Genomic DNA, 24,995 nt, shown 5'->3' on the forward strand with positions numbered 1-24,995 from the left:
ATATTGTCTTTTAAACTGATTATTTATCGTTAATAGAAGCTAAACCTGGTAAAGTTTTGCCTTCTAATAATTCTAAACTTGCTCCGCCACCTGTTGAGATGTGAGAGAATTTGTTTTCGTAGCCTAATTGAATTGCTGCAGCAGCAGAGTCCCCGCCACCGATGATTGTTGTTGCGTCTTCTAAATTAGCAATCGCTTCACACACACCAATTGTTCCTTTAGCAAAGTTACTCATTTCAAATACGCCCATTGGTCCATTCCAAACAACTGTTTTCGCACCTTGTAATTCGTTAGCGAATAATTCAATTGTTTTTTCACCAATATCCAAGCCTTCTTCATCATCTGGGATTTCAGTTGAAGGAACCGTGTGGAAAGGAGCGTCATTGCTGAACTCTTTAGAGACAACTGTATCAACCGGTAAAACTAATTTGTCGCCAGCTTTTTCCATTAAGCTTTTCGCTAAGTCCACTTTATCTTCTTCAAGTAAAGATAAACCAACACTATAGCCTTGTGCTTTCATGAATGTGTAAGCCATACCGCCACCGATTAAAATTTTATCGGCTTTTTCAATTAGGTTTTCAATGACAGCGATTTTGTCAGAAACTTTTGCGCCACCCAAGATTGCTACGAATGGACGTTTTGGATTTTCAACAGCTTCGCCGATGAATTTAATTTCTTTTTCCATTAAGAAACCAGCAACTGTTGGGATACCAGTTGAAGCAATTCCAACGTTTGAGGCATGTGCACGGTGTGCAGTACCAAAAGCATCATTGACAAATACATCGCCTAAAGAAGCCCAGTATTTACCCAATTCAGCGTCATTGCCGCTTTCTTTTTTGCCGTCAACATCTTCAAAACGAGTGTTTTCAAATACTAAAACGTCGCCATCTTTCATATTGTTAACAGCGTCTTCTAATTCTTTACCACGTGTTTCTGGAACAAAAGTAACTGGTTGACCTAGTAATTCGCTTAAACGTTCAGCCACTGGTTTTAATGATTTACCAGCTTTGTCTTCTTCTGTTTTTACACGACCTAAATGAGAGAAAAGAATTGCTTTTCCGCCATTTTCAATCACGTATTTGATTGTTGGTAAAGCCGCTACGATACGATTATCGTTTGTGATCACGCCATCTTTTAACGGAACGTTAAAGTCAACACGGACAAGGACTTTTTTGTCTTTTAAATCTACATCTTTAATTGTCTTTTTAGCCATGAGTAGACCTCCTGTATTGTCAATTTTAGGATTTTTCTTTTTTAAAAAAAGAAAGCGGAGAAGCGCGTTGCTTCCCCGCTTATTATTTCACAATTGTTCAAATTTCACTAATGATAAGAATGAATCTTATAAGTTAGCGAAGTATTCTAAAGTACGAACTAATTGAGCAGTGTATGACATTTCGTTGTCATACCAAGCAACAGTTTTAACTAATTGTTTGTCGCCAACTGTCATAACTTTTGTTTGAGTTGCATCGAATAATGAACCGTAAGTCATACCTACGATATCAGAAGAAACGATTTCGTCTGTGTTATAACCATAAGATTCGTTAGCAGCTTTTTCCATTACTGCATTTACTTCATCAACAGTAACTTCTTTGTCTAATACAGTAACTAATTCAGTTAATGAACCAGTTGCTACAGGAACACGTTGAGCAGCGCCATCTAATTTACCGTTCAATTCTGGGATTACTAAGCCGATTGCTTTAGCAGCACCAGTTGAGTTAGGTACGATGTTTGCAGCAGCAGCGCGCGCACGACGGAAGTCGCCTTTAGGATGTGGTCCGTCTAATGTCATTTGGTCACCTGTGTAAGCGTGGATAGTTGTCATTAAACCTTCAACAACACCAAAGTTGTCATGTAAAGCTTTAGCCATTGGAGCTAAGCAGTTTGTAGTACAAGAAGCGCCTGAAATTACAGTTTCTTCTCCAGTTAATGTTTCATGGTTTGTGTTGTAAACGATTGTTGGTACATCGTTACCACCAGGAGCTGAAATAACTACACGTTTTGCACCAGCAGTTAAATGTTTTTCAGCAGCTTCTTTAGAAGTAAAGAAACCAGTACATTCTAAAACGATGTCTACGCCTAATTCGCCCCACGGTAATTCTTCAGGGTTACGGTTAGCTAAAACTTTGATTTCTTTGCCGTTAACGTTGAATGAACCTTCGTGAACTTCAACTGTACCGTTGAAACGGCCTTGAGTTGTGTCATATTTTAACAAGTGTGCTAACATTTTAGCATCTGTTAAGTCGTTGATTGCAACTACTTCGATTCCTTCTACATCTTGGATACGACGGAAAGCTAAGCGTCCGATACGTCCAAATCCATTAATACCTACTTTAACTGTCATTAAAGATTTCCTCCTTATGAAAATCAAAAATTTTTTATTTTAAAGGGTTACCCCTTTTAAAATCTCGTTTGCAGCAGCTTCATCTGTGATGAGCCACGTTTGTTTTGGTGCGTTTTTCATGTATGCGCGAATGGCTTTGGCTTTCGTTTTGCCGCCCGCAATTGCGACGACATAGGGAATTTCTTGTAAGTTTTTTAATTGAAGGCCAATTCGTGGAATTTTATAGACCACTTTTCCTTCTTCATCAAAGAAATAACCAAACGATTCTGCCACGGCATTTTTTTGTTTGAGCATAACCATTTCGTCATCAGACATTTTTCGGCGTGCCGCCATGTGCAACGCTCGACCAATACTGTGCACCACACAGTTGGCATGACTAATTAACGTAAGAACTTCTTGAATCGAGGGTTCTTGTAATAAACTATTATACGTTTCACGACTCAATTGTTCTGGGACATATAACGCCCGGTAGTTACCACCCGTTTTGTTGGCCATTACAGCACTAATTGAATTGGCTTGGACAGAAACTGCTTCACCAATCCCTCCTCTGGCTGGAACAAACAAATTATGACGTTTTTCAGTTTCTAGTGATCCCATATTTTCGGCCACCATGGCCATTGTTGTCCCACCCATAACCGCAATTGTATTCTCACCATTTGGTAAGAGTAAATTCAGCGTATTGGTTAAGACATCTCCAAAGTCCGAAAGAACTTTCTTTTGGATATCACTATCTCCTGCAACAACGATACAACGTTGAATGCCAAAGTACTGTGTCATTTCTTTTTCGATTTGGTGCATGCCAAGCAATTGATTCATGACTAATTCTAAGCCTTGATAGACTTCCAAACCGCGTTCTGTTAATGTCATTCCGCTTTTTGAAGGTTCAATCAGGTTGAGCTGCTTCAAAACATCTGTTTCTGTACGCAAGACTCGCTCTGTAATTCCCATCGTTTCTGATAAACTTCTACGTCCAATAGGTTGCATCCAATAAATATTGCGAAGAATTTGGAATCTTTCTTGTAATACATCGAGCATATCTGGAGCAACTGCTTCAATCATTTTAAATTCTTTTAACATGATGCGCTCCTTTTGTGGGTCGAAATATGTCCAAGTAAGACTGAAAACGACCTATGAACTTTAAAAAAATAGAATTGATGTTCGTTTTTCCTACTATTTATTCATAACAGTATTAAAAGTACTTATCAATTACACACTTAGTGTACCAGTTTTTTTAGGTCTTTTCAATAAAAATGATTCTTTTTTCATCGTTTTCTTTCAAATCCAAACAAAGCATTCGTTTGTGGGAAACAATAGCGACTTATTTCCGAATAATCAGATCTAATTAAACCAAAAGCAAAGGAATTCACGAACGTCTTTCAATTAATTTTTTGTTTAAATAGGAATTTTACGTCTTCTCACAAAGCATTTTTTACTTATTTTTCAAAAAAAGCAACGAAAGAATAGACACAGCCATTCTCTCGTTGCTTCATACCCTTTTATTTGTAATCTTCTTCGTAAAAACGTCCTAAAATTTTAACATTATCTGAGATGCTGACAAAGGCATTCGGATCACTTTCTTTCATGGCTGCTTCTAAACTTGGCAACTCAAAGCGTGTCACAATAGTTAGCAAAACAGTTTGGCGGTCGTGGCGATACGCCCCTTCTGCTTCATGGATAATTGTAATACCGCGACGCATTTTCTTCTGAATCTCATCCACGACTCGATCTGGGTTTTTAGTAACAATCATAACTTGCATTTTCTTTTGCTTAGTGTAAACAGCATCTGTGACCTTCCCACTTACAAAAATTGATAACGCACTGTAGAACATGTACTGCCAACCAAATAAATAACCTGCAACAAAGACAATTAGGGCGTTAAAATAAATTGAAATGGAGCCAACGGAACGCCCCGTTTTTTTCCGAATGGTAATGCTTAGAATATCTAAGCCCCCAGAAGAAACCCCGTTTTTTAAGACAAAACCAATTCCTGATCCAGAAATCGCCCCACCAAAAATAGCACAGATAATTGGATCTTGTGTCATCACCGTTTGCGGAACAATATGCATAAATAATGAAGTTAAAGTCACGGTAATGAAAGTAAAAATTGTAAACTTCTTACCTATTTTTTTCCACGCAATAAAGAATAACGGCACATTTAAAAGATACAATGTAATGGAGACGGGCACATTAAAACCGACAATTTTGGTTGAGAGGGTTGTTAAAATTTGGGCCAAGCCTGTTAAGCCACTGGAATAAATATTTCCTGGTTGATAGAAAAAGTTCATGGCAATTGATGCAAGAATGGCATAGACAATCGACACGGAAAATTTTGTTGTATAGTCATGAACTGGCAGTCCGTCGTAAATTTTTTTCATAAATAATAGCCTCGTTTCAGGTTTTCAATAAATTACATTTCTTTTCATATTATACGTGGTTTACCGAGAGAAAAAAAGAGATTCCTATAATATTTACGGAAGATTCATCAAATGTTTATAGAAATGAAAAAAGAACGAAATCTTAACGATTTCGTTCTTGAGTTGTTTCATAATGGGCTCTTGGTCCACCTACATATTTAGGACGAGAATATAATGCTGTAACATGAGCCGCACCTAACGTTCGAATGCTCAAGCGAAGAGGCACTTGCACATGTTTTACGTGCATACCGATAGATGTATCGCCAATGTCAATCCCTGCTTGAGCAACAATATGCTCCACTTCCACTGGTTCATCAAATTTTTCAAAGGCAGCCACTGAACAAGAACCGCCAGCATGTAATTGTGGTACTACAGAGACAATTTCAAAGCCTTTTTCTTCGGCCACACGACGTTCCATGGCTAGAGCACGATTAATATGTTCGCATCCTTGGACAGCCAAAGAGATGCCTTTTTTATCTAATTGTTCAATTAAGGTTGAAACAATCCATTGTCCTACTTCGGCACTGGAATTTTTACCAATGACGCCACCTACTACCTCACTGGTGGTACAACCTAAAACAAATAGGTCCCCTTTTTGTAAATTTCCTGCTGTAATGACTTCTTCTGTAAGTGTCACTAACTGTTCTTTTAACATTTTTTCATCGATAGTCATTTGTTCATCCTTCTTTCTTCTAAACGACCATTTTTTGGTAACACACGTTTTAATGTTTGACTAAGAGGCAATGCTACAATCACCCCAAATAAGGATTGAATGATATTCCCTGGTAAAGAGGCAATCCCCGCACCCACGCCGTAAAGCCAGCTAGTCGCTAAAGCATACCCGCTAATCATGAGGAGACTGGCTGAAAGTAATCCTAGCGTTTGCATCTTTTTATTTTTATTAAAGAAGTGCCCTGCTAACCAACCTTGTCCACCATGAATCAATAACGAAAAAACGAACCATTGTGGATAGCCTGACAATAAATCAATTAAACCACCGCTTAAAGCTCCGACTGTCAAGCCACCGATCGGACCAAAAAGTAAACTAGCAATGTAAATCCCTGCATCCGCCAATGTAACAAAGCCATTTGTTGCTGGGACGGGGATAATAAAGACCATTGACACAGCCACTGTTAAAGCGGTAATTACTGCATATAGACTAATTTTTCTTGTCATTAACCGCCACACCTCCTGCTAGTAATCCTTGATGCCATACACTTCCAAAAGCTGCATTTAGCTGGACCCCAGAAACAATGGCTTCATGAACGTACGTTTTTGCTAAATCAACTGCTTCAATTAACGGATATCCTTTAACTAAATTCGCACCAATTGCAGAGGCAAAGGAACAACCAGCGCCATCAATGGTGTGGGCCATTACTTTTTCTTTGACCAATTGAATATGTTGTTGTCCATCATAAAAAAAGTCACGTGCTTCTTGACCAAGCCAACGATTACCGCCTTTAATCACCACCGTTGCCGCTCCTAAAGAGTTTAACTCTTCCGCCGCTTGTTGGACTTCTTCGACGGTTGTTAATTTTCTGCCAATGAGTAATTCTGCTTCTTTTAAATTAGGCGTTATAATCGTTGCGAATGGAAAAAGTTTTTCAACCAATAACTGCATGTACCTTTTTTCATAAACTGAAGTCGTTTCTTTAAAAGCCAAGACAGGATCCAACACCACCGGCAGACCTGCGTGCTTTTTCAAAAAGGTTGCAATTTGTAGCATACTTTCTTCACTGTGAATCAAGCCAATCTTGATGCCGTCTAAACTCCCGGCAGGTATGGAAGCGAGTTGCTCTTTCACCAAAGAAGTCTCAAGGTCATGAATCTGAAAATGATTCTTAGGGGCTGTAGCAAGGCAAGTTAAAGTTGATAAGCCAAAGACTTGATGATTTTCAAACGTTTTTAAATCTGTTTGAATCCCGCCACCTGAAAAAGGATCGGAACCGCCAATTGTTAAAATTATTTTTGTCATTTGTTTCGCTCCTTTATACACTCAGTTATCATACAAAGTTTTCTAAAAAGAAAAAACAGCCAATTGGCAGATTTTTAGCTCAGCCACTTTTTTAAATCTTTCGTTATCTTTTTCCTTCCCAAAGAAAGAGTGACCTCATCTGTCAATGAGGTCACTCTTTCTTTGAATTTAAAACTTATTCGTCAATGGCTGTTACATCAATGTTTAATTCGAACAATTGTAATGGAGAAACTAAACTTGGTGCGTTGTTCATTGGATCAATCGCTTTACCATTTTTAGGGAAGGCAATCACTTCACGAATATTTTCTTCCCCAGCCAATAGCATTGCTAAGCGGTCTAGCCCTAAAGCAATCCCTCCATGTGGCGGGAAGCCGTAATCTAATGCGTCTAGCAAGAAACCAAATTGGTCTTGTGCTTCTTCTTTTGTAAAACCTAACGTTTCAAACATTTTTTCTTGTAATTCTCGTGTATGGATCCGTAATGAGCCGCCGCCTAATTCGTAGCCGTTTAAGACAACATCGTAAGCTTCAGCATACACAGAGGCTGGGTCTGTTGCTAAGCGGGCCACATCATCTGCTTTTGGTTGTGTAAATGGATGATGAGCAGAAACGTAGCGACCAGCTTCTTCATCATATTCAAACAACGGCCAATCCACAATCCACAAGAAATTGAATTTCGATTCATCAATTAAACCTAATTCTTTACCTAAACGTGTACGTACCGCACCTAAAGCAGCGGCTACGATTTCAGGTTTATCGGCACCAAACATTAAAATATCACCGACTTCTGCGTTAGTTGCAGCAATTAATTCATCACTAACTTCTGTTAAGAATTTAGCAATCGGTCCTTTTAAGCCATCTTCTTCAACTTTTAACCAAGCTAAGCCTTTTGCGCCAAATTGACTCACATACTTACCTAAGTTATCCATGTCTTTACGAGAATACTTATCTGCGGCGCCTTTTGCATTTAAAGCCTTAACATGTCCGCCATTTTCCAACGCTGCTTGGAAAACTTTGAAGTCTACGTCTTTCACTACATCTGCAACATCAATTAATTCCATAGCAAAACGAGTGTCGGGTTTATCGCTACCATAGCGTGCCATTGCTTCGTCATAGCTCATTCGTGGAAATGGAACAGAAATCTCAATTCCTTTTGTCTCTTTCATCACTTCAGCCAACATATTTTCAGTATATGTTTGAATTTCTTCTGGTGTTAAAAAGGTCGTTTCGATATCGATTTGTGTAAATTCTGGCTGACGGTCGCCTCGTAAATCTTCATCACGGAAACAACGAACGATTTGGTAATAGCGATCGAAGCCTGCCCCCATTAATAATTGTTTAAAGAGTTGTGGTGATTGTGGTAAAGCATAAAAATGACCGGCATGGACACGAGAAGGAACTAAATAATCTCGAGCGCCTTCTGGTGTTGATTTGCCTAAATAAGGGGTTTCAATGTCTAAAAAGTCATGATTATCTAAATAGTGACGGATTGTTTTCGTTACTTGGTGACGTAATTTAATGTTGTTTGTCATTGATGGACGACGTAAATCTAAATAACGATATTTCATGCGCAATTCGTCATTAACGTTATTGTCATCTTCGATGGTAAATGGCGTTGTTTTCGCAGTGTTTAAAATCGTAATGTCGGTCGCCATCACTTCAAACTCGCCAGTTTTCATTTTGGGATTAATCGCTTCTTGATCACGATAAACGACTTGACCTTTAACTTCGATGACATATTCACTACGACATTTATCAGCAATTTCCCATGCTTCTTTTGACTTTTCTGGGTTAAAGACCACTTGGACGATTCCTTCACGGTCACGTAAATCAATAAAGATAACGCCTCCTAAGTCACGACGTTTTTGAACCCATCCTTTTAATACAACTTCTTTTTCAATAAATTCGGCAGATACATTGCCGCAATAGGTTGTGCGTTTTGCCATTTCTCAATCTCTCCTTTTTATTCTTCAATCATTTTTGTCATCATTTCGTCATACACTTCATCAAATGAATCATGAATAGCACTTAACGGAAAGGCTTTTTCTTCGCGTGTTGCCATTGATTTTACGTTGACAATGCCTTCATTCAATTCATTTTCACCGATTGTTAAAACTAATTTTGCTTGTAATTTATCGGCCGTTTTAAATTGCGCTTTTGGTTTGCGATTCATATAATCACGATCAGCTGAGAAACCAAAGTTACGAATGCTTTGAACAAGTTGCAAAGCTGCGACGTTGGTTTCTGAACCAATGCCAACCACATATGCGTCTAATTCAGATAACGCTGGAATCACAACTTCTTCAGCTTCCATTGTTAACAACACTCGTTCAATACCCATACCAAAACCAAAACCTGGTGTGTCTGGGCCGCCTAATTCTTCAACTAAACCATTATATCGGCCCCCTGCACAAATAGTTGATTGCGCACCCATTTTAGGCGCTTCACTCATAATTTCAAAAATTGTGTGTGTATAATAATCCAAGCCACGAACCATATTACTATCAATTTCATAAGGAATTTCTAGTAAATCTAACATATCAGTTACTGCTTCAAAATGTGCTTTAGATGGTTCATTTAAATAATCTAAAATGGAGGGCGCTTCCGCGACAATCACCTTGTCTTTTTTATCTTTGCTATCTAACACCCGCAATGGATTTTCATGTAAGCGACGCTGTGAATCCTCGCTTAATTCTGCCATATGCGGCTCTAAATAATCGATTAATGCTTGACGGTACGTAGCACGTGTTTCTTTATCTCCTAGTGAATTAATGACTAATTTGATTTGTTGGATCCCTAATTGTTTGAAAAAGTCCAAAGCCATAGCCATGATTTCAACATCCAATGCTGGGTTTTCACTACCAAATGCTTCCACACCAATTTGATGGAATTGACGCAAACGACCAGCTTGTGGGCGCTCATAGCGGAACATGGGCCCCATGTAATAGGTTTTGTATGGTTTTGTGTATTCTGGACCATATAATTTATTTTCAACGAAGGCCCGAACAATCGGCGCTGTTCCCTCAGGACGTAGCGTCACGTGACGGTCTCCCTTATCATAAAAATCATACATTTCTTTTGAAACAATATCTGTGGTATCCCCAACACTGCGAGAGATTACTTCATAATGTTCAAAAATTGGGGTTCTGATTTCTTGGTATTGATAATCTTTAAAAATCAAACGAGCTGTTTCTTCCACAAATTGCCATTTTTCAGAAGTTCCTGGCAAAATATCGTTTGTTCCTTTTGGTTTTTGATAACTCATTGTCTTTCTCTCCTTCTATCATTTCACAAAAATGTGTGTGCCATTTTCTTTTTTCTAAAAATGAAAAAAGCCCTTGTATGTTCAACATACAAGGGCGTAAAAGTCTCTTTTACACGGTACCACCTAGTTTTGAAAGATTTTACTCTTTCCTCAACGATTAACGCTCGTAACGGGACGGCTTTTCTTCCGTCCATCTCCAGAATGTCTTTCACTTTCACTGTTGAAGTTGCTCTCAGCCACGGCAACTCTCTCTTCGCAGACAGATGAAACTTACTCGTTCCTTCGTAGATTTTTAATATTATCTATAAACTACTAAAGTTCTCTTAGAAAGTCAAGGGGTTCTGACAGGAAAATCAATTATTTTTCTCGTGTATCAATCACAATCGTTACTGGTCCATCATTGGTCAACGACACTTGCATATCCGCGCCAAATTCTCCTGTGGCTACTGCTATTCCTTCTGCTTCTAATTGTTGATTAAATAATTCATACAAAGGAATCGCCACATCTGGACGAGCCGCTTCAATAAAACTGGGACGATTGCCTTTTTTAGTTTTTGCATAGAGGGTAAATTGAGAGATACTCAAAATTGACCCTTCAATCTCTTGAATGCTGCGATTCATTTTCCCTTCGTCATCTTCAAAAACACGCAATTTGCTGATTTTACCAACAACATAAGCCACATCTTCTAGCGTGTCTTCTTGATGGATGCCAACCAGCACCATGAAGCCTTGCTTGATTTGTCCTACTATCTGCTCTTCTATCGCGACTTGTGCTTGACTGACTCTTTGAATAACTACTTTCATCTTTTTTGCCTCACTTTTAACACTTACCCATTGGTTCGACGAACACTATAAACATCTGGTACACTTTTAATTTTGTCAACGATGGTTTTTAAATGAGAAAGGTTTTGAATTTTCACAGTGACATGAATCTGGGCCATCTTATCTTTGGATGGACGAGCTTCAACGCCGACTAAATTTTTTGTCATTGAACTAATGACTTGTAAAACATCACTTAGTAAGCCACTACGATCATAGCCGTAAATCTCCAAATCGGCAGCGTATTCTTTGCGACTGTGCTCGGTATCTTCCCACTCAACTTCAATTAGACGTTGCGCTAATTCTTCTTGATGTTGTACGTTAGGACAGTCCGCACGATGAATTGAAACGCCACGTCCTTTGGTAATGTAACCAACGATTTCATCGCCAGGTACTGGATTACAACAACGGCTTAAACGAATCAACAGGTTGTCCACCCCTTGAATCACGATGCCGCCTTCATGACGAACTTTCATTTTTTCTGATTCTTTTTTAGCTGGTTGATTTAGCAACTCTTCTGCTTCTTGACGTTGGCGTTCTAACTCTTGTTCGCGGCGTTCTTTTTCTGTTAAACGATTGCACACTACTTGCGCACTTACTTCGCCATAACCTACTGCCGCAAATAAATCATCTTCCGTTTGAAATTTAAATTTATCTAGCACTTCCGCCATTTTATTCTTCGTTAAAAATTCTTTTGGTGTAAAGCCGATTTCTGTCATGTATTTAATGACAGCATCATGCCCTTTAATAATGTTATCTTCACGGTCTTGTTCTTTAAAGAAACGTTTGATTTTATTTTTGGCTTTACTTGTTTTAACCATTTTCAGCCAGTCGCGACTAGGTCCGAAAGAATTCGGTGATGTTAGGACTTCAATAATATCCCCATTTTTTAGGACATAATCTAACTGTACCATTTTGCCGTTGACCTTCGCACCAGTTGTTTTATTCCCAATTTCAGTATGAATACTGTAGGCAAAATCTAGTGGTCCGGAGCCTTTTGGCAGTTCGGTTACATCTCCACTTGGCGTAAAGACATAGACTTTGTCGCTAAAAATGTCTTCTTTCACACCTTGCATAAATTCAGAAGCATCGTAGCTTTCATCTTGTAATTCAATAATTTCATGGAACCAATCGACTTGTTTCGTCAGTTCATCTGTTTCAATTTTTTCCGCTTTGCCTTCTTTATAGGCCCAGTGAGCCGCTACCCCAAATTCGGCGATTTGGTGCATCTCATGAGTCCGAATTTGGACCTCTACTGGATTCCCTTTTGGTCCAATAACTGTCGTATGGATAGATTGATACATATTCGCTTTTGGCATAGCAATATAATCTTTAAAGCGACCTGGCATTGGTGTCCAACGTGTATGAATCGCCCCTAACACAGCATAGCAATCTTTAATGGAATCGACAATAACACGAATGGCTAATAAGTCATAGATTTCATTAAACTGTTTCTTTTGGTCTTTCATTTTACGATAGATTGAATAAATATGTTTTGGTCGACCATATATTTCTGCGTAAATTTCTAAATCTTCCGTAGCTAAACGAATATCTTCAACTGCTTCTGCCACATAAGCTTCACGTTCATCGCGTTTACTTTGCATCAAATTAACAATTCGATAGTATTGGTTGGGGTTAATATAACGTAAGGCCGTATCTTCTAATTCCCATTTAATTCGACTAATCCCTAAGCGATGTGCTAAAGGCGCATAAATTTCTAAGGTTTCTTGTGCAATCCGTCGTTGCTTATCTTCACGTAAATGTTTTAATGTGCGCATATTGTGCAAACGATCGGCTAGTTTCACCATAATAACCCGTAAATCTTGCGCCATTGCCAATAACATTTTCCGATGGTTTTCGGCTAATTGTTCTTCATGAGATTTATATTTAATTTTTCCTAGTTTCGTCACGCCATCGACTAACATTGCGATGTCTTCGCCAAATTCTTCTTTTAAATCGTCTAGTGTTACGTCCGTATCTTCGACAACATCATGTAAAAATCCTGTTGCTACAGTATGGGGATCCATATGTAATTCAGCCAGAATGCCTGCCACTTGAATCGGATGGATGATGTAAGGTTCACCTGATTGTCGGACTTGACCTTCGTGTGCTTTTTCAGCATAAGTTAATGCTTTTTGAACCAACTCAACATGTTCTGGTCCCATATAGGTACTTACAATTTTGATGACCGCTGGGCCTGTCAGTATTTCTTCTTTTGGCATGGTATTCACTCCTCTATGAAGGTGACCTTTGGATAAAGAACACTTCGTTCACGTTTTATCTATTTTAATAAAAAAGAAAAGTACCACTTGAAACAGTAGCACTTTCAACAACTCTATTATACTAAATTTCCCTTAAATTTCAATCACTGTCGCTTTTTTACTCTCTGTTTATTCAAAGAGAATGCCTCCAAGAATTTTACAGGCGGGCTTTCGTTTAATTTAAAAGTTCCATTTGGTAGCTAACCGCACTTAAAAGATACAACGGTGCTGTTTCTGCTCGTAAAATTCTCGGACCCAACCCGCAAAGTTTCGCCCCAGTCTGCAAAAATTGTTCAATTTCTTGCGGTGCAAAGCCACCTTCAGGTCCAAAGAGCACACATAAACGTGTGCCTGGCTGGCAAGTGGATAATACTTGTGCTAATTGACTTTTTTCTCCTTGTTTTGCTGATTCTTCATACGCAACCAAGACTGTGTCATATGAGTCAAATTGCGCAATGATTTCTTGTGTTTTTCCCACCAAAGAAACACTTGGTGTCTGCTGCCGATGCGATTGTTCCGCCGCTTCTGTGGCAATTTTTTGTAATCTTTTTTCTTTGGCTGCTCTTTTTTTGTGGTCCCATTTGACAACGGAAGTTTTCGCAGGAAAGCCGATAAACTGATTGCCACCTAGCTCCGTCCCTTTTTGAACAATCCATTCTAACTTGTCCCCTTTTGGTAACCCACACGCAATCGTCACTTCAATTGGCAATTCTTTGTCCATTTCTTCTTTACTAATTTCTTTAAAGTGAACAGACGTTGAATCAATTTCCACAATCTCAGCTAAAATGGCAGTTTTATTTTGAAATACTAAATAACAACGATCATTCGGCGTCATTCGCATAACTCGCACAATATGATGATAGTTTTCATCTGCGACTTTATACAAATCTTTTTCTTGATAATCTTCTTTCATGAAATACCGTTGCATTTTACTCTTCCTCTGGTTTCTTCAAGATGATCGCATACCAATCGCCTTGATTAAAGAGTTGGTCCACCACAAAACCGACTTTCGTTAGTGCTTCTAAAACCATTGCTTTTTTATCTTCAATAATTCCAGAAATAATGAAGGTACCGTCTTGTTTTAGCAAACGCCAAGCATCTTCAATCATTAACACAATAATATCTGCCAAAATATTTGCGACGATTACATCAGCAGAATGGTCAATCCCTTTTAGTAAATCATTGGCTGACACATGAACATCGGCCGCAATGGGATTTAAATCCATATTTTCTTTTGCTGCTGCAACTGCTACTTCATCTAAATCATATGCGTAGACATCTTTAGCCCCTAAATAGCGACTTGCAATACTCAAAACACCAGAACCCGTTCCTACATCTAGAACTGTTTCGCCACCACGTAAAACAGTTTCTAAAGCTTGCAAGGTTAAACGAGTCGTTGGATGCGTGCCTGTACCGAAAGCCATACCCGGATCCAATGTGATAATTTTTTCTGCTTCATCTTGTGCGTGATAGGCTTCCCAACTTGGCACAATCGTTAAGAATCGTGTGACACGGACAGGATGATAATATTTTTTCCAAGCAGTTGCCCAGTCGCTTTCTGCTACTTCACTAATTGTCATTTCGTTTTTACCAATGGATAAGCCGTACTCAGGCAAGCGTAAAATATTTTCTTTCATAAATGGTAAAATTTCTGGTAAGAAGGTTGTTTCAGGAAAATAAGCCATCACAATCGCCCCTTCTTTAATGTGGGTGAATTGCTCTTTATCTAAAATTTCCCCATACAGATCACTTTCAAAATTTTCAATGTCCAACGCATCTTCAATGGCCACGCCACTTGCACCAGCTTCCATCATAATGTTTGAAATTGCTTCAACTGCTTCGCTAGCCGTTTCTACTTTTACTTCTGTCCACTTCATGTTCTCACCTCTAAATTAATAACTTGGATACGCAATCCATTGTTCTTTTTCTGTTTCTGCCACTTTTTTAATCATCGCTTCAAAATCTGCTGGCTCCCAATGCAATTCAAAAACTTCCGCTGTTTCATCTGATAAAAAGTCTAACAAATCACTTTGCCCTTCATCTAAAACCACTTTTAAATAGTGAATGAATCCGTCTAAAACTGCTTTGCGTAGCCCCTTCTTTCCTTCATAAGGAATTGTGACTAAATATTCTTCGTCATCAACGACTGACTTTTGCGGATTGTAAAATAACAAACCATCTTCAAATTCAATAAATTCTTCTTCTGAAAGCGTACCATCAACATCATCAATCGCCACTTGCTCATTGTTTTCTGCATATAAACGAACAATAACTTCGATGGTATGGTTTTTACGATCCCAATCAAGGCCTACTTCGTAATCTGCTAAGTGTTTTTCAAGTTGTTCCTCTAAGTATGTGAGCATTGTTGCTTTTTTCATTTTCTTCATCCTTCCAGCCAAAATCTATTTGGTCTACTGCTGTTCTTTTTTGTTTAGAAATATACGGATTGCCAGCCACGACGTATCTTAAAGGCAACTCTGTCCAACGACCTTTATTGGGAATCCCAATTCGTGGTAGTGCCTCAATTTTTTTCGGAAATTTTCGTTTTTCTGGCACGAGCCGTAACGAACTAGAAAAAATCGACTGCCCATATAATTGCTTATCAATTCCTAAGGCTGCAACTAATTTACCTGGTCCATTGGTCAATTCCACGCCTTGACGTCCTTGGCGATTTTCAATCATTTGATCGACACCTTCAACAGGTTCAATCGCGCGGATCATCACCCCTTGTGGTTTGCCTTGTTCTTGTGTCACCATATTTAAAATTAAATGCGTGTGCATAGTATATAAATAAATCGTGCCTGGTTTGTCATACATGGCTTGTAAGCGTGGCGTTTTTCTCAAGCCAAAGCTATGGGCCGCCTCATCATCAGGACCTAAATAAGCTTCTGCATCTACAATGTACCCACCTAAAACGCCTGTTGCTGTTTCGTGCTCTAAATACATCCCTAACAAGTATTGCGCCACTTCTTCAGTTGTTTTTCTGTTAAAGATATTTATCGTCTCTTTCATTTCTTTCACCACTCCCTATCATACACGAAACCTTCCGCTATATCCATCTAAAACCCCAAAAACCACCAAAAAGCGAATGTACGTTCTTTATGTTATAATAAGATGATTATGAAAAAGGAGGTCCTTTTATGCAACAACCTTTAGCCTATCGAATGCGACCTCGTCACTTAGACGAAGTGGTTGGTCAACAACATTTAGTCGGCCCTGGTAAAATTATTCGTCGGATGGTCGAAGCCAAAATGCTTTCATCGATGATTCTTTATGGGCCGCCTGGCACTGGAAAAACCAGTATTGCCAGCGCAATCGCTGGTTCAACAAATTATGCCTTTCGCATGTTGAACGCGGCTACAGACACCAAAAAAGATTTACAAATCGTTGCTGAAGAAGCCAAAATGAGTGGCACAGTGATTTTACTGCTTGATGAAATTCACCGATTAGATAAAACAAAACAAGATTTTTTGCTCCCTCATTTAGAAAACGGACGAATTATCATGATTGGCGCCACTACCGAAAATCCTTATATTACAATTAATCCTGCGATTCGTAGTCGCACGCAGATTTTTGAAGTGAAGCCCTTAACGGAAGCAGACATTCAGCAAGCGATTCAAGAAGCCTTAACCGATAGCACACGTGGTTTAGGCGATTATCCTGTCCAATTAGAAGAAAAAGCATTACAACATTTGACACGTGCAACGAACGGTGACTTACGTAGTGCGCTAAATGGACTAGAATTAGCTGTTAAATCAACACCCAAAAATGAACAAGGCGAAATTAAGATTACCTTACCGATTATTGAAGAGTGCGTGCAACGAAAAGCCTTAACGCATGATAAAGATGGCGATGCCCATTACGACGTGATTTCCGCTTTCCAAAAGTCGATTCGAGGAAGCGATGTAGATGCAGCACTTCATTATTTGGGTCGCTTGGTTGAAGCAGGTGATTTACCGATTATTTGTCGTCGTTTAATGGTCATTGCTTACGAGGATATCGGTCTTGGGAATCCTGCGGCCACCGCTCGGACAGTCACCGCTGTTCAAGCCGCCGAAAAGCTAGGGTTTCCAGAAGCTAGGATTCCTCTAGCCAGTGTCGTCATTGATTTATGTTTATCGCCAAAATCAAATTCTGCAGTCACAGCGATTGATGCTGCTTTGACAGATATTCGACAAGGCTCTGTGGGAGATGTTCCTGATCATTTGCGTGATGCCCACTATGCTGGAGCCAAAGAATTAAACCGTGGTATTGGTTATCAATACCCACATAATTTTGAAAACGGTTGGGTCAATCAGCAATACTTACCTGACAAATTAAAAGAGGCACGTTATTACGAACCGATTGATATTGGTAAATATGAGCAAGCCTTACATCAGCAACTCAAGCGTATCCAAGAATGGAAACAAAAAAAATAACAAAATAACACGCTTTCAAAAAAAGAAACAATCTCGTTGCCGATTTTGAGAGAGTATGCTATTATAAAGATGGTAAATCTGTGATGTACGCGTTGTCCTTTCACTGTGTTGACCGAACATTTTTATTGATATCTAGGGATCCTGCTTGTATCAAAGTTGGTAACATGCCTTTTCTTTTGGTAGTTCAATACTGCGATCGAGGAACCCACCTGCTTATCTTGCGGGTTCAATACTCTAGGACGATTACCGGCATCGACGGATTTTACCATTTTTATGTAGATTCCTAAACAATTTGCTCTGGCAAGTTGTTTTTTTTGGAGGACAAGATGATTCGTATACTCGTACTATTACTCGCCGTTGTCACAGGCGTAGCCAGTTATTATTTGATGAAGAAAAGTGCAGCTTTTTTACCACTCTTAAAAAAAGAAACTGCAACAGAAAGTCAACAGTTTATCGAACGTTTTGGGCGTTATTACTTGATTATCGCCATTCTAGGTGTTCTAGCGGCTATTTTTAATCGCCCGTTATTGTCAATTGGTTTTATCTTTTTTGTTTTATTACTTTCAACGTTGTTTAGTTTAACTTTTGCAAAAAAAATGTCATAAAAGACGATGAATTTAAAACTTCGTTCAAAAAGATTTTTTGAACGAAGTTTTTTTACAAAAAAATGCCAATATTCAGAAAAAAAGAAGCGGTTTCAGTTTCTTTTTTTCTTTGTTTGTTTTACAATTATTATAGAAACAATTAATGATTTTTTTACGCTGAAAGGAGCGGTTATTATGTTACAACAATATCAAAAAATTATGATAGCAATCGATGGTTCTGACGAAGCAGACTTAGCCTTTAAAAAAGCGGTCAACGTCGCTAAACGAAACGATGCTGAATTACTATTAGCACATGTTGTTGATACGCGCTCTTTCCAATCAGTGTCCTCTTTTGATGGTGCGCTAGCAGAAGAAGCAATGTCAATGGCAAAAGAAACCTTAGACACCTACCAACAACAAGCGGTGGATATGGGACAAACAAAAGTCTCCAGCGTTCTAGCCTATGGTTCTCCTAAGAACATTATTGCCAAAGAATTACCAAAAGAATACAACATTGATTTAATTATGTTAGGAGCAACTGGATTAAATGCCGTTGAGCGTTTATTTATTGGCTCTGTCTCTGAATCGGTTATCCGTAACGCTAACTGCGATGTTCTCGTTGTACGGACGGATTTAGACAACAAATTACCAAAAAATGAAGAAAAATAAAAAATAAAAAGAAACTGAGCCAACTATCACTTTTGATAGTTGGCTCAGTTTCTTCTTATTTACCTATTAAGCACACCTTGTGAGAGCGTCTCACAAGGTGTGTTCGTTTAATTATTTTAGACGTTCTACGTCACGGGCAATCATTAACTCTTCGTCAGTTGGTACTAATAGAAGCTTGATTTTTGAATCATCCGTTGAGATAACTGCTTCTTCACCGTGTACATTATTTTTGTCATCATCGATTTCACAACCAAACCAAGTCATGCCATCAATAATATCTTTACGAACGCCAACTGCATTTTCACCGATTCCAGCAGTAAAGACAATCGCATCAACGCCATTCATAACAGTGACATAGCTACCAATGTATTTACGAATACGATCGATAAAAATGTTGTATGCTGTTTGAACTTCAGGTTTATCTAGGTTTGATTGAATATCGCGCATGTCGCTTGATAAACCATTTGTTAAACCTAATAAACCAGATTTTTTGTTTAAAATATCAACCATGTCTTGCACATCAGTCAAGCCAAGTTTTGTCATTAAATAAGGCAATAGTGACGCATCAACATCTCCTGAACGAGTCCCCATTGTAACACCAGCAAGAGGAGTGAAGCCCATCGATGTATCGACTGATTTACCACCATCAACTGCAGTGATTGAAGCACCATTTCCTAAGTGACAAGTGATAATTTTTAAGTCTTCAATTGGACGACCTAACATTTCTGCAGCACGTTGAGAAACATAACGATGACTTGTTCCATGTGCCCCATATTTACGAGCAGCAAATTTTTCATAGTATTCACGTGGTACACTATATAAATAGTTGTGTTCTGGCATTGTCGTGTGGAACGACGTATCAAAGACTGCCACGCTAATGATTTCTGGTAAGATATGTTTAAATGCTTTAATCCCCATCGCATTCGCTGGGTTGTGTAAAGGTGCTAATTCAGATAAAGCTTCAATTTTTTCTAACACTTCGTCTGTAATAACAACAGAATCTTTAAATTCTTCTCCACCAGCAACTACACGGTGACCCACACCAGTAATTTCATCATAAGAACCTAAAATGTTTAAGTCGATTAATTGGTCTAGTAACATTTTTACTGCCACTTCATGGTTATCGATATCAACAATTACTTCATATTTTTGTCCTTCACCATATTTAATTGTGAAAATAGAATCTTTTAAGCCAATACGTTCAACGATTCCTTTAGCGATCACTTCTTCATTTGGCATTTGGTATAATTGCCATTTTAAACTTGAACTACCTGCATTAATTGCAATTGTTTTAGACATAATTTTCTCCTCTTCGTTACTATTTTATTTTAAATTTGAAGCTTTCCAAGCTTCAAATTGTTTAAAGAACTCCGTTACTTTATTGATATCTTTCAAAGAGGCAAGTTTTGCTAACAAAACTTCCTTCACTTGCTCAGCATCTGCACCCTTGTTTTGAACAAGCAAGATACTTTTACGTGATTGTTCTGACTTAAACAATTCATCAGGTAACTGTATCATTCCTTGTAAATAGACGTTTTTCGTCAACCAATTTTTAAAGAATTCACTTTGCTCAGTCTCTAAAATATTGGTTGGGATTAAGAATAAGCCAATCCCTGCTGGCTTCACATATTTCATAGCTTGCTCCATTAATAAATGATGCGCATAACTATGGCCTTCCTCAGCAGCAGCAGCAAATCCCTTTGCTCGCTCATCATTTGGATAATAGCCAATCGGCAAGTCACTTAATGCTAAATCAACTGGATCCAATAACAAATCTTGCAATCCGTCTTGATGGAACAACTGAATATTGGCTTGTGACCAAGCATTGTTCACAGAAGATACTGCCAAAAGTGTTTCATCGATATCCACACCATAACCAGAAACTTTGTAACCAGCTGTTTCAAGGTTCAGCAGAACCGTTAACAGTAAATTTCCCATTCCTGAAGCAGGATCTAAAATTTTTAATGGCTCTGATTTATTTGTTAATTGTTCTACTAAATAAACAAACAAAAAGCCAATACCGTCTGGCGTCAATTGATGATTTGCTTGAAGCTGCTCTTTTCTCGTGCCTTTTAACAAAAGTAATTGGGACAAGCGTCGCACATCTTCAGGAGCTAAATCAATTTTTTTAATCGTATGATACAGCGTTTCTAATTGTTTCACTGTCTCTGGATTAGGTACTCCGTCAAGTACTCGTACTTGAAAATCATCTAAAATATTTTCACCATTCTCAATATACGCATCTAAAAAAGAAGTATCCAATGACTGTTGCAATAACTGGATTGCTTGTTCCATTGGCTCGAAAGCCTCTTCAATTTTTTCTGGGAACAAATTAGCACCTCTATTCTATTCAAAATGTAACAACTTCCATACCTGTTTTATTTTAACGAAAAAAGAAAGAATAATCAATGCCTTTACTGTCTTTCTTCTAAAATCTAATAATTTGTAGAAAAACAACGCTACTCCAGGATTGTTTCCGCTTTTTTTGGATGAGAAAATCTCTCTTGGTATTGGTATTTCTGACCAGATTTGTTTAATAAAACAGTTATTCTTAATTGTTCATTTTTGTATGTATAATTGAGGGTTACTTGCTCATATACGAGCCTTTCGTCTGTTTTTAACTTTCGTCTATTTTGTTTAACATCTGCAAGAAATAAATGAAGGATACTTTTCACTGTATAGTATTCCTGTGTAGCTTGCGTAAATTTTTGTGTTAACTGACGTTCTTCTAGTAACTGAAGGGTGAGAAAACTCATCAAATAAACAAATGCCATGGCCGTGAATAATAAGTTTCCTGAATATTTTTGCCTCATTGTAATTCTCCTTTTATCGGAAAAAAACTATCAAATGTTTTTCCAGAAGTAAAAGTAACTTCCAAAGTAAACGATTGCCCTTCATTTTTAAACTGTCCATTTTTGATACCGATTAACAGCGGCTGATATCCTTTACCATTGACTCGCTTAATAATTTTATCTTCTTTGATTTGAATTGAAATAGTCTTGTTTGTTTCTGAATCGAGGAAAGAAATCTCTTGAGCAGAGCCTGTTTGGAAAGCGAGCTTTTGACATTCTTTTTCTAATTGAATTAAAAATATATGCCAGGATTTCGAATCATTGTTTTTCAAATATTGATTTCCGATAAAACTTTGTTGAATCATCAACTGAAACAATTGACACATACAACTTAAAACGACTAGTGCCACTAAACACTCTAACATCGTAAAACCCGCATATTTTTTATTGACCAATCAAAATCGCTCCTCTTGAATCTGTGACTTTTAGTATCCTTCTTCCCTCGTTCTCCATCAAAGAAAATCGGTAAGTTTCTCCTTGATATATCCGCTCTTCGAAACGTAAATCACCCGTCTGCTCTAAAAATAAAATTGCTTCGTATCCTAGACGAGTGCGCGTTAATTCTTGCTCCCGTTGATAATTTTGCTGAATTAATTGTGTAATAGTCAGGGAGAATATCCCTGCTACCACACATACAATACTAAAACTAACGAGACTCTCTAATAAAATAAAACCGCTATAAATAGTTAATTTTCTTCGTATATTTGCCACTCCCCATCTGAAATTGTAAAATAAGTTGCTGTTTCTTTTCAGTCCAAGTAAAAATATATTTCACTAAACGGCCATTGTTTCCTGACGAGCGAAGAAAACTGAGCTTGCTTGGGCCACTCACTGTCATTTTTTCAGGTACAGCTAGCGAAGTCCTTCGAGCCGATTGGTTCAATTTATCAGGGAATGAAAAGCTTTGTTGTTCTTCAAAAAACCAAACTTCTTGTGTTTCCTCTAAAACAATTGCTTGCTGTTGCGCAAAACGAAGTTGTTTTTCTACCGTAGCAAGAAGCTGTTCAATTTTTAACGTTTCTTGCCAGCGGTGAATAGCGAGTGTTGGGAGCATAGTCATAAAGCAAATAATTGTTAAACTAGCAAGTGTTTCCATTAATGTGAATCCTTCTGACTTGTTCATTGCTTTTCTGCTGTATATTTATCTAACTGCTCTTTAGTAATGTAGCCTTCGTTGACTAATTCATTTAAGGAAGGCGTCTTATTTTTTTCTAGTGTATAGAGCTCGATTTGTGATTCCACAATTTTTACAATTGCTTCATTGCCTTTTTTATCAACTGTTTCTTTATGTTTCGCTAAGTTAGGAACAAAAAGTAAAATCAATACGGAAATAATCAATAAGACAATCAACATTTCTAATAATGTAAACCCTGCGTATTTTTGTTTCTTTTTCATTATAAAACTCCTTCCATATTGCCATAAATAGGCAGCAACATTGCCCCATAGACACCGATAATTAAACAAGCAATTATGATAAAAATAAATGGTTGAACAAGGGTAATGACTCGTTCAATTTTTTTGAAAAAACCTTGGAAACAGACATTACTATAAACCATCAACTCCTTGCCTAATTTTCCTTTGACTTCTCCTTGTTGAATCATTAAACCCAATGCTTGCGTAAAAAAAGGATAAGCAGCTAATTGTCTATGTAAGGTTTCACCAACTAGCAGTCCTTCACTAATTGCTCCAGCTAATTCTTTCATTAAGGGGTAATTGGTTGTATGGCGCATCAAATCGATGACCTCTTTCATTTCTAATCCTTGCGCAAGCAACTTCCCCCATTCTAGTGCAAAAAAAGCACTGACGTATTCCCGATAAAGGCCACGGATAATTGGCAATTTCAGATAAATGAACGCCTGCTGAATAGCAGACTGATGCTTCAAATAACGGTTTAAAATGAAGAAACTAAATGAGAGGACAAAAACTAAGGTAACCAGAATGTATGGACTGTAAACAATCAGAAGAATCCCAATATTTTTAGAATAACTATTGGCATCATTTTCCATTAATTGGGGCAATAAAAATTGCCGAATACCAACAATGACGAGAATCAAAAAAACAATCAGGAGCAGCGGATAACTAATTATTTTATAGAACTGTTGCCGATATTTTTCCGTTTGAAAAAAATGTTCGTAAATCGCTTGTAGTGTCCCTACCAAATCCCCGTGTGCAGTAGCAAACGACAATTGTGCCGAGACCATTGTTGAAAATCCTAATTGTTCTACTAAAGCTTGTAAGGCAATACCTGAGGAAAAACCTTCGACTAAAAAAGTTATACTGTGCTGAGGTAACGCGTTTGATTTTTTCATGAAGGAAAAACTTTCTTGTATATTAAAACCATTTGCAAGTAAATCTGCTAATAGTTTCAGAAAAAGCTGCTGTTGTTTTTTTGTTAGTTTATTCGACGGTTTGAAAATACGTTTCTTCTGTAATAAACCCATATGTCCACGCCTTTCTTAGATTCTTTTGCCAACTGCTCTTTATAATGGCTTCCTTAAAAAAGAAATAATCATAAAGAATGCCCGCTACTTCTTCCTTATTAATCGTGGTTGTCAAGATCTGTTGATAAATAACACCTTGCAAGCATTCACTCAATTCATGCTCTGGGCCACCTAATTCTATCAAACGGCGTTGCACCCCCAATAAGTTGCGCGCATGAATTGTCGCAAAAATAGTATGACCGGTTAAGGCGGCTCGAATAACTGCTTGAGCCGTCTCACTATCACGAATTTCACCAATAATCAAAATATCAGGATGATGTCGCAAGCAGACTTTGATTAAGGCTTCGTACGTTAACTGAATTTTTTCATTTGTTTGCAACTGTAAAAACTGCTTTTCCTCAATTTCAACAGGGTCTTCAATTGCTATCACTTGTTGTTCGCGACTTCTTTGTTTAGCCACACGATACATGGTTGTTGTTTTCCCCGAACCAACTGGTCCACTGAATAAATAAAGTCCGCGTTTCTGACAAGATGCTTCAATTTCATTCAGTTGGTCGGGAAAGAAAAAATGTTCAGCTTGTTCACCAAATCGATGCAAAAAGCGAATCACCAAGCTCTCTCGATTCTGAAAATCCCCCACAGATGATAAACGCAAGCGTTGCTTTGTCTCGCCAATTAGATAAGTTGTCGCACCTAATTGTGCTTTTCGTCTTTCTCCGACATCCATGCCGCCTATAAATTTAAAGTGGAAAATTAGCTTTTCACCTATTTCTGCGGAAACTTGTGTGTAAGGTGTCCGTTGCATCCCTGTCCGAAAAGAGATGGCTATTTCGTTATCATTGGGTAAAAAATAAACGTCTTGCGCTCCATGAAGAACGCCCCATTCAATTAATTGATGAGCCAATTTTTTTACATTTTCAGTCATTTATTTCCTCCTCTCACTAATAAACTACGCAT

28 protein-coding genes and 1 other RNA gene are annotated in these 24,995 nt (G+C 38.1%); 4 read left to right on the forward strand and 25 right to left on the reverse strand.

Annotated elements, in window-relative coordinates; translation table 11 throughout:
* Positions 1-19 precede the first annotated feature (19 nt).
* The 16 genes from IGL49_RS07655 to IGL49_RS07730 all read right to left on the reverse strand — a co-directional run bounded on the left by IGL49_RS07655 (position 20) and on the right by IGL49_RS07730 (position 16,086).
* Positions 20-1,213: a phosphoglycerate kinase gene (locus IGL49_RS07655; RefSeq protein ID WP_002357094.1), complete on the reverse strand. Its 1,194-nt coding sequence runs from the start codon at positions 1,211-1,213 to the stop codon at positions 20-22.
* A gap of 126 nt (positions 1,214-1,339) precedes the next feature.
* Positions 1,340-2,341 carry a type I glyceraldehyde-3-phosphate dehydrogenase gene (gene gap / locus IGL49_RS07660; protein WP_002357093.1) on the reverse strand — a complete coding sequence of 334 codons (1,002 nt, stop codon included), beginning with the start codon at positions 2,339-2,341 and terminating at the stop codon, positions 1,340-1,342.
* Between the two features lie 39 nt (positions 2,342-2,380).
* Positions 2,381-3,418: a sugar-binding transcriptional regulator gene (locus tag IGL49_RS07665; RefSeq protein WP_002357092.1), complete on the reverse strand. Its 1,038-nt coding sequence runs from the start codon at positions 3,416-3,418 to the stop codon at positions 2,381-2,383.
* 419 nt (positions 3,419-3,837) lie between these two features.
* On the reverse strand, positions 3,838-4,716 hold the full coding sequence (locus IGL49_RS07670; RefSeq protein ID WP_002357090.1) for a YitT family protein: 879 nt from the start codon (positions 4,714-4,716) through the stop codon (positions 3,838-3,840).
* Between the two features lie 142 nt (positions 4,717-4,858).
* Positions 4,859-5,428, reverse strand: a complete 570-nt coding sequence (locus IGL49_RS07675) for a TIGR01440 family protein (RefSeq protein WP_104854098.1) — start codon at positions 5,426-5,428, stop codon at positions 4,859-4,861.
* Entirely contained in the window at positions 5,425-5,931 is a 507-nt protein-coding gene (locus tag IGL49_RS07680; protein WP_162782498.1) for an ECF transporter S component, read from the reverse strand. The genes IGL49_RS07675 and IGL49_RS07680 overlap by 4 nt, the downstream gene beginning before the upstream one ends.
* Positions 5,915-6,751 carry a bifunctional hydroxymethylpyrimidine kinase/phosphomethylpyrimidine kinase gene (locus IGL49_RS07685; protein ID WP_164982853.1) on the reverse strand — a complete coding sequence of 279 codons (837 nt, stop codon included), beginning with the start codon at positions 6,749-6,751 and terminating at the stop codon, positions 5,915-5,917. The genes IGL49_RS07680 and IGL49_RS07685 overlap by 17 nt, the downstream gene beginning before the upstream one ends.
* 154 nt (positions 6,752-6,905) lie before the next feature.
* The gene (gene aspS / locus IGL49_RS07690) at positions 6,906-8,675 is read right to left on the reverse strand and encodes an aspartate--tRNA ligase (RefSeq protein WP_104854101.1); all 1,770 of its coding nucleotides are present in this window, start codon (positions 8,673-8,675) and stop codon (positions 6,906-6,908) included.
* 17 nt (positions 8,676-8,692) lie between these two features.
* On the reverse strand, positions 8,693-9,994 hold the full coding sequence (gene hisS / locus IGL49_RS07695) for a histidine--tRNA ligase (protein ID WP_002362049.1): 1,302 nt from the start codon (positions 9,992-9,994) through the stop codon (positions 8,693-8,695).
* Between the two features lie 23 nt (positions 9,995-10,017).
* Entirely contained in the window at positions 10,018-10,212 is a 195-nt protein-coding gene (locus tag IGL49_RS07700) for a hypothetical protein (RefSeq protein ID WP_162782500.1), read from the reverse strand.
* 139 nt (positions 10,213-10,351) lie between these two features.
* Positions 10,352-10,798, reverse strand: a complete 447-nt coding sequence (gene dtd, locus IGL49_RS07705; RefSeq protein ID WP_002414558.1) for a D-aminoacyl-tRNA deacylase — start codon at positions 10,796-10,798, stop codon at positions 10,352-10,354.
* 23 nt (positions 10,799-10,821) lie between these two features.
* The gene (locus IGL49_RS07710) at positions 10,822-13,035 is read right to left on the reverse strand and encodes a RelA/SpoT family protein (RefSeq protein ID WP_002357079.1); all 2,214 of its coding nucleotides are present in this window, start codon (positions 13,033-13,035) and stop codon (positions 10,822-10,824) included.
* Between the two features lie 214 nt (positions 13,036-13,249).
* Positions 13,250-14,002, reverse strand: coding sequence for a 16S rRNA (uracil(1498)-N(3))-methyltransferase (locus IGL49_RS07715; RefSeq protein ID WP_104854102.1), 753 nt, complete (start codon positions 14,000-14,002; stop codon positions 13,250-13,252).
* A 1-nt stretch (position 14,003) separates the two neighbouring features.
* Positions 14,004-14,951, reverse strand: coding sequence for a 50S ribosomal protein L11 methyltransferase (prmA, locus tag IGL49_RS07720; RefSeq protein ID WP_002357075.1), 948 nt, complete (start codon positions 14,949-14,951; stop codon positions 14,004-14,006).
* A gap of 15 nt (positions 14,952-14,966) precedes the next feature.
* Positions 14,967-15,452, reverse strand: coding sequence for a DUF3013 family protein (locus IGL49_RS07725; RefSeq protein WP_010713278.1), 486 nt, complete (start codon positions 15,450-15,452; stop codon positions 14,967-14,969).
* Entirely contained in the window at positions 15,409-16,086 is a 678-nt protein-coding gene (locus tag IGL49_RS07730; RefSeq protein ID WP_164982852.1) for a DNA-3-methyladenine glycosylase, read from the reverse strand. The genes IGL49_RS07725 and IGL49_RS07730 overlap by 44 nt, the downstream gene beginning before the upstream one ends.
* 128 nt (positions 16,087-16,214) lie before the next feature.
* Between IGL49_RS07730 and IGL49_RS07735 the strand changes: the two genes are divergently transcribed.
* The 4 genes from IGL49_RS07735 to IGL49_RS07750 all read left to right on the forward strand — a co-directional run bounded on the left by IGL49_RS07735 (position 16,215) and on the right by IGL49_RS07750 (position 18,745).
* A complete protein-coding gene (locus IGL49_RS07735) occupies positions 16,215-17,492 on the forward strand; it encodes a replication-associated recombination protein A (RefSeq protein WP_104854104.1) in 1,278 nt (425 codons plus the stop codon).
* Positions 17,493-17,564: 72 nt separating this feature from the next.
* Positions 17,565-17,758: non-coding RNA, 6S RNA (gene ssrS, locus IGL49_RS07740), on the forward strand.
* A 60-nt stretch (positions 17,759-17,818) separates the two neighbouring features.
* Complete coding sequence (locus tag IGL49_RS07745; RefSeq protein WP_002380425.1) at positions 17,819-18,097, forward strand: hypothetical protein; 279 nt, start codon at positions 17,819-17,821, stop codon at positions 18,095-18,097.
* A 174-nt stretch (positions 18,098-18,271) separates the two neighbouring features.
* Positions 18,272-18,745: a universal stress protein gene (locus IGL49_RS07750; RefSeq protein ID WP_104854105.1), complete on the forward strand. Its 474-nt coding sequence runs from the start codon at positions 18,272-18,274 to the stop codon at positions 18,743-18,745.
* Positions 18,746-18,856: 111 nt separating this feature from the next.
* Here the strand turns inward: IGL49_RS07750 and IGL49_RS07755 are convergent, their stop codons facing one another.
* From IGL49_RS07755 to comGA, 9 genes are all read right to left on the reverse strand, one after another.
* The gene (locus IGL49_RS07755) at positions 18,857-20,044 is read right to left on the reverse strand and encodes an acetate/propionate family kinase (RefSeq protein WP_002357064.1); all 1,188 of its coding nucleotides are present in this window, start codon (positions 20,042-20,044) and stop codon (positions 18,857-18,859) included.
* Between the two features lie 24 nt (positions 20,045-20,068).
* Complete coding sequence (locus IGL49_RS07760) at positions 20,069-21,076, reverse strand: class I SAM-dependent methyltransferase (protein ID WP_033599703.1); 1,008 nt, start codon at positions 21,074-21,076, stop codon at positions 20,069-20,071.
* A 128-nt stretch (positions 21,077-21,204) separates the two neighbouring features.
* Positions 21,205-21,558 (reverse strand): competence type IV pilus minor pilin ComGG, encoded by a 354-nt coding sequence (comGG, locus tag IGL49_RS07765; RefSeq protein ID WP_104855170.1) that lies wholly within the window; start codon positions 21,556-21,558, stop codon positions 21,205-21,207.
* The gene (gene comGF, locus IGL49_RS07770; RefSeq protein ID WP_104855169.1) at positions 21,555-21,992 is read right to left on the reverse strand and encodes a competence type IV pilus minor pilin ComGF; all 438 of its coding nucleotides are present in this window, start codon (positions 21,990-21,992) and stop codon (positions 21,555-21,557) included. Before comGF ends, comGG begins: the two co-directional genes overlap by 4 nt.
* Positions 21,982-22,308: a type II secretion system protein gene (locus IGL49_RS07775; protein ID WP_164982851.1), complete on the reverse strand. Its 327-nt coding sequence runs from the start codon at positions 22,306-22,308 to the stop codon at positions 21,982-21,984. Before IGL49_RS07775 ends, comGF begins: the two co-directional genes overlap by 11 nt.
* Positions 22,274-22,720, reverse strand: a complete 447-nt coding sequence (comGD, locus tag IGL49_RS07780) for a competence type IV pilus minor pilin ComGD (RefSeq protein WP_104855167.1) — start codon at positions 22,718-22,720, stop codon at positions 22,274-22,276. Before comGD ends, IGL49_RS07775 begins: the two co-directional genes overlap by 35 nt.
* Positions 22,717-22,992, reverse strand: coding sequence for a competence type IV pilus major pilin ComGC (comGC, locus tag IGL49_RS07785; protein WP_002356991.1), 276 nt, complete (start codon positions 22,990-22,992; stop codon positions 22,717-22,719). Before comGC ends, comGD begins: the two co-directional genes overlap by 4 nt.
* On the reverse strand, positions 22,992-24,038 hold the full coding sequence (gene comGB / locus IGL49_RS07790; protein WP_104855166.1) for a competence type IV pilus assembly protein ComGB: 1,047 nt from the start codon (positions 24,036-24,038) through the stop codon (positions 22,992-22,994). The genes comGC and comGB overlap by 1 nt, the downstream gene beginning before the upstream one ends.
* Entirely contained in the window at positions 23,995-24,963 is a 969-nt protein-coding gene (gene comGA / locus IGL49_RS07795) for a competence type IV pilus ATPase ComGA (protein WP_104855165.1), read from the reverse strand. The genes comGB and comGA overlap by 44 nt, the downstream gene beginning before the upstream one ends.
* Positions 24,964-24,995 lie beyond the last annotated feature (32 nt).

Origin of the sequence: Enterococcus sp. DIV1337a (assembly GCF_051712285.1) — a bacterium.
GTDB classification, from domain to species: Bacteria; Bacillota; Bacilli; order Lactobacillales; family Enterococcaceae; genus Enterococcus; species Enterococcus faecalis.

Coding starts and splice junctions, on each gene's coding strand:
- IGL49_RS07655 (WP_002357094.1), bottom strand. CDS start 1,213: ATGGCTAAAAAGACAATTAAAGATGTAGATTTAAAAGACAAAAAAGTC.
- gap (WP_002357093.1), bottom strand. CDS start 2,341: ATGACAGTTAAAGTAGGTATTAATGGATTTGGACGTATCGGACGCTTA.
- IGL49_RS07665 (WP_002357092.1), bottom strand. CDS start 3,418: ATGTTAAAAGAATTTAAAATGATTGAAGCAGTTGCTCCAGATATGCTC.
- IGL49_RS07670 (WP_002357090.1), bottom strand. CDS start 4,716: ATGAAAAAAATTTACGACGGACTGCCAGTTCATGACTATACAACAAAA.
- IGL49_RS07675 (WP_104854098.1), bottom strand. CDS start 5,428: ATGACTATCGATGAAAAAATGTTAAAAGAACAGTTAGTGACACTTACA.
- IGL49_RS07680 (WP_162782498.1), bottom strand. CDS start 5,931: ATGACAAGAAAAATTAGTCTATATGCAGTAATTACCGCTTTAACAGTG.
- aspS (WP_104854101.1), bottom strand. CDS start 8,675: ATGGCAAAACGCACAACCTATTGCGGCAATGTATCTGCCGAATTTATT.
- hisS (WP_002362049.1), bottom strand. CDS start 9,994: ATGAGTTATCAAAAACCAAAAGGAACAAACGATATTTTGCCAGGAACT.
- dtd (WP_002414558.1), bottom strand. CDS start 10,798: ATGAAAGTAGTTATTCAAAGAGTCAGTCAAGCACAAGTCGCGATAGAA.
- IGL49_RS07710 (WP_002357079.1), bottom strand. CDS start 13,035: ATGCCAAAAGAAGAAATACTGACAGGCCCAGCGGTCATCAAAATTGTA.
- IGL49_RS07715 (WP_104854102.1), bottom strand. CDS start 14,002: ATGCAACGGTATTTCATGAAAGAAGATTATCAAGAAAAAGATTTGTAT.
- prmA (WP_002357075.1), bottom strand. CDS start 14,951: ATGAAGTGGACAGAAGTAAAAGTAGAAACGGCTAGCGAAGCAGTTGAA.
- IGL49_RS07725 (WP_010713278.1), bottom strand. CDS start 15,452: ATGAAAAAAGCAACAATGCTCACATACTTAGAGGAACAACTTGAAAAA.
- IGL49_RS07730 (WP_164982852.1), bottom strand. CDS start 16,086: ATGAAAGAGACGATAAATATCTTTAACAGAAAAACAACTGAAGAAGTG.
- IGL49_RS07735 (WP_104854104.1), top strand. CDS start 16,215: ATGCAACAACCTTTAGCCTATCGAATGCGACCTCGTCACTTAGACGAA.
- IGL49_RS07745 (WP_002380425.1), top strand. CDS start 17,819: ATGATTCGTATACTCGTACTATTACTCGCCGTTGTCACAGGCGTAGCC.
- IGL49_RS07750 (WP_104854105.1), top strand. CDS start 18,272: ATGTTACAACAATATCAAAAAATTATGATAGCAATCGATGGTTCTGAC.
- IGL49_RS07755 (WP_002357064.1), bottom strand. CDS start 20,044: ATGTCTAAAACAATTGCAATTAATGCAGGTAGTTCAAGTTTAAAATGG.
- comGG (WP_104855170.1), bottom strand. CDS start 21,558: ATGAGGCAAAAATATTCAGGAAACTTATTATTCACGGCCATGGCATTT.
- comGD (WP_104855167.1), bottom strand. CDS start 22,720: ATGAACAAGTCAGAAGGATTCACATTAATGGAAACACTTGCTAGTTTA.
- comGC (WP_002356991.1), bottom strand. CDS start 22,992: ATGAAAAAGAAACAAAAATACGCAGGGTTTACATTATTAGAAATGTTG.
- comGB (WP_104855166.1), bottom strand. CDS start 24,038: ATGGGTTTATTACAGAAGAAACGTATTTTCAAACCGTCGAATAAACTA.
- comGA (WP_104855165.1), bottom strand. CDS start 24,963: ATGACTGAAAATGTAAAAAAATTGGCTCATCAATTAATTGAATGGGGC.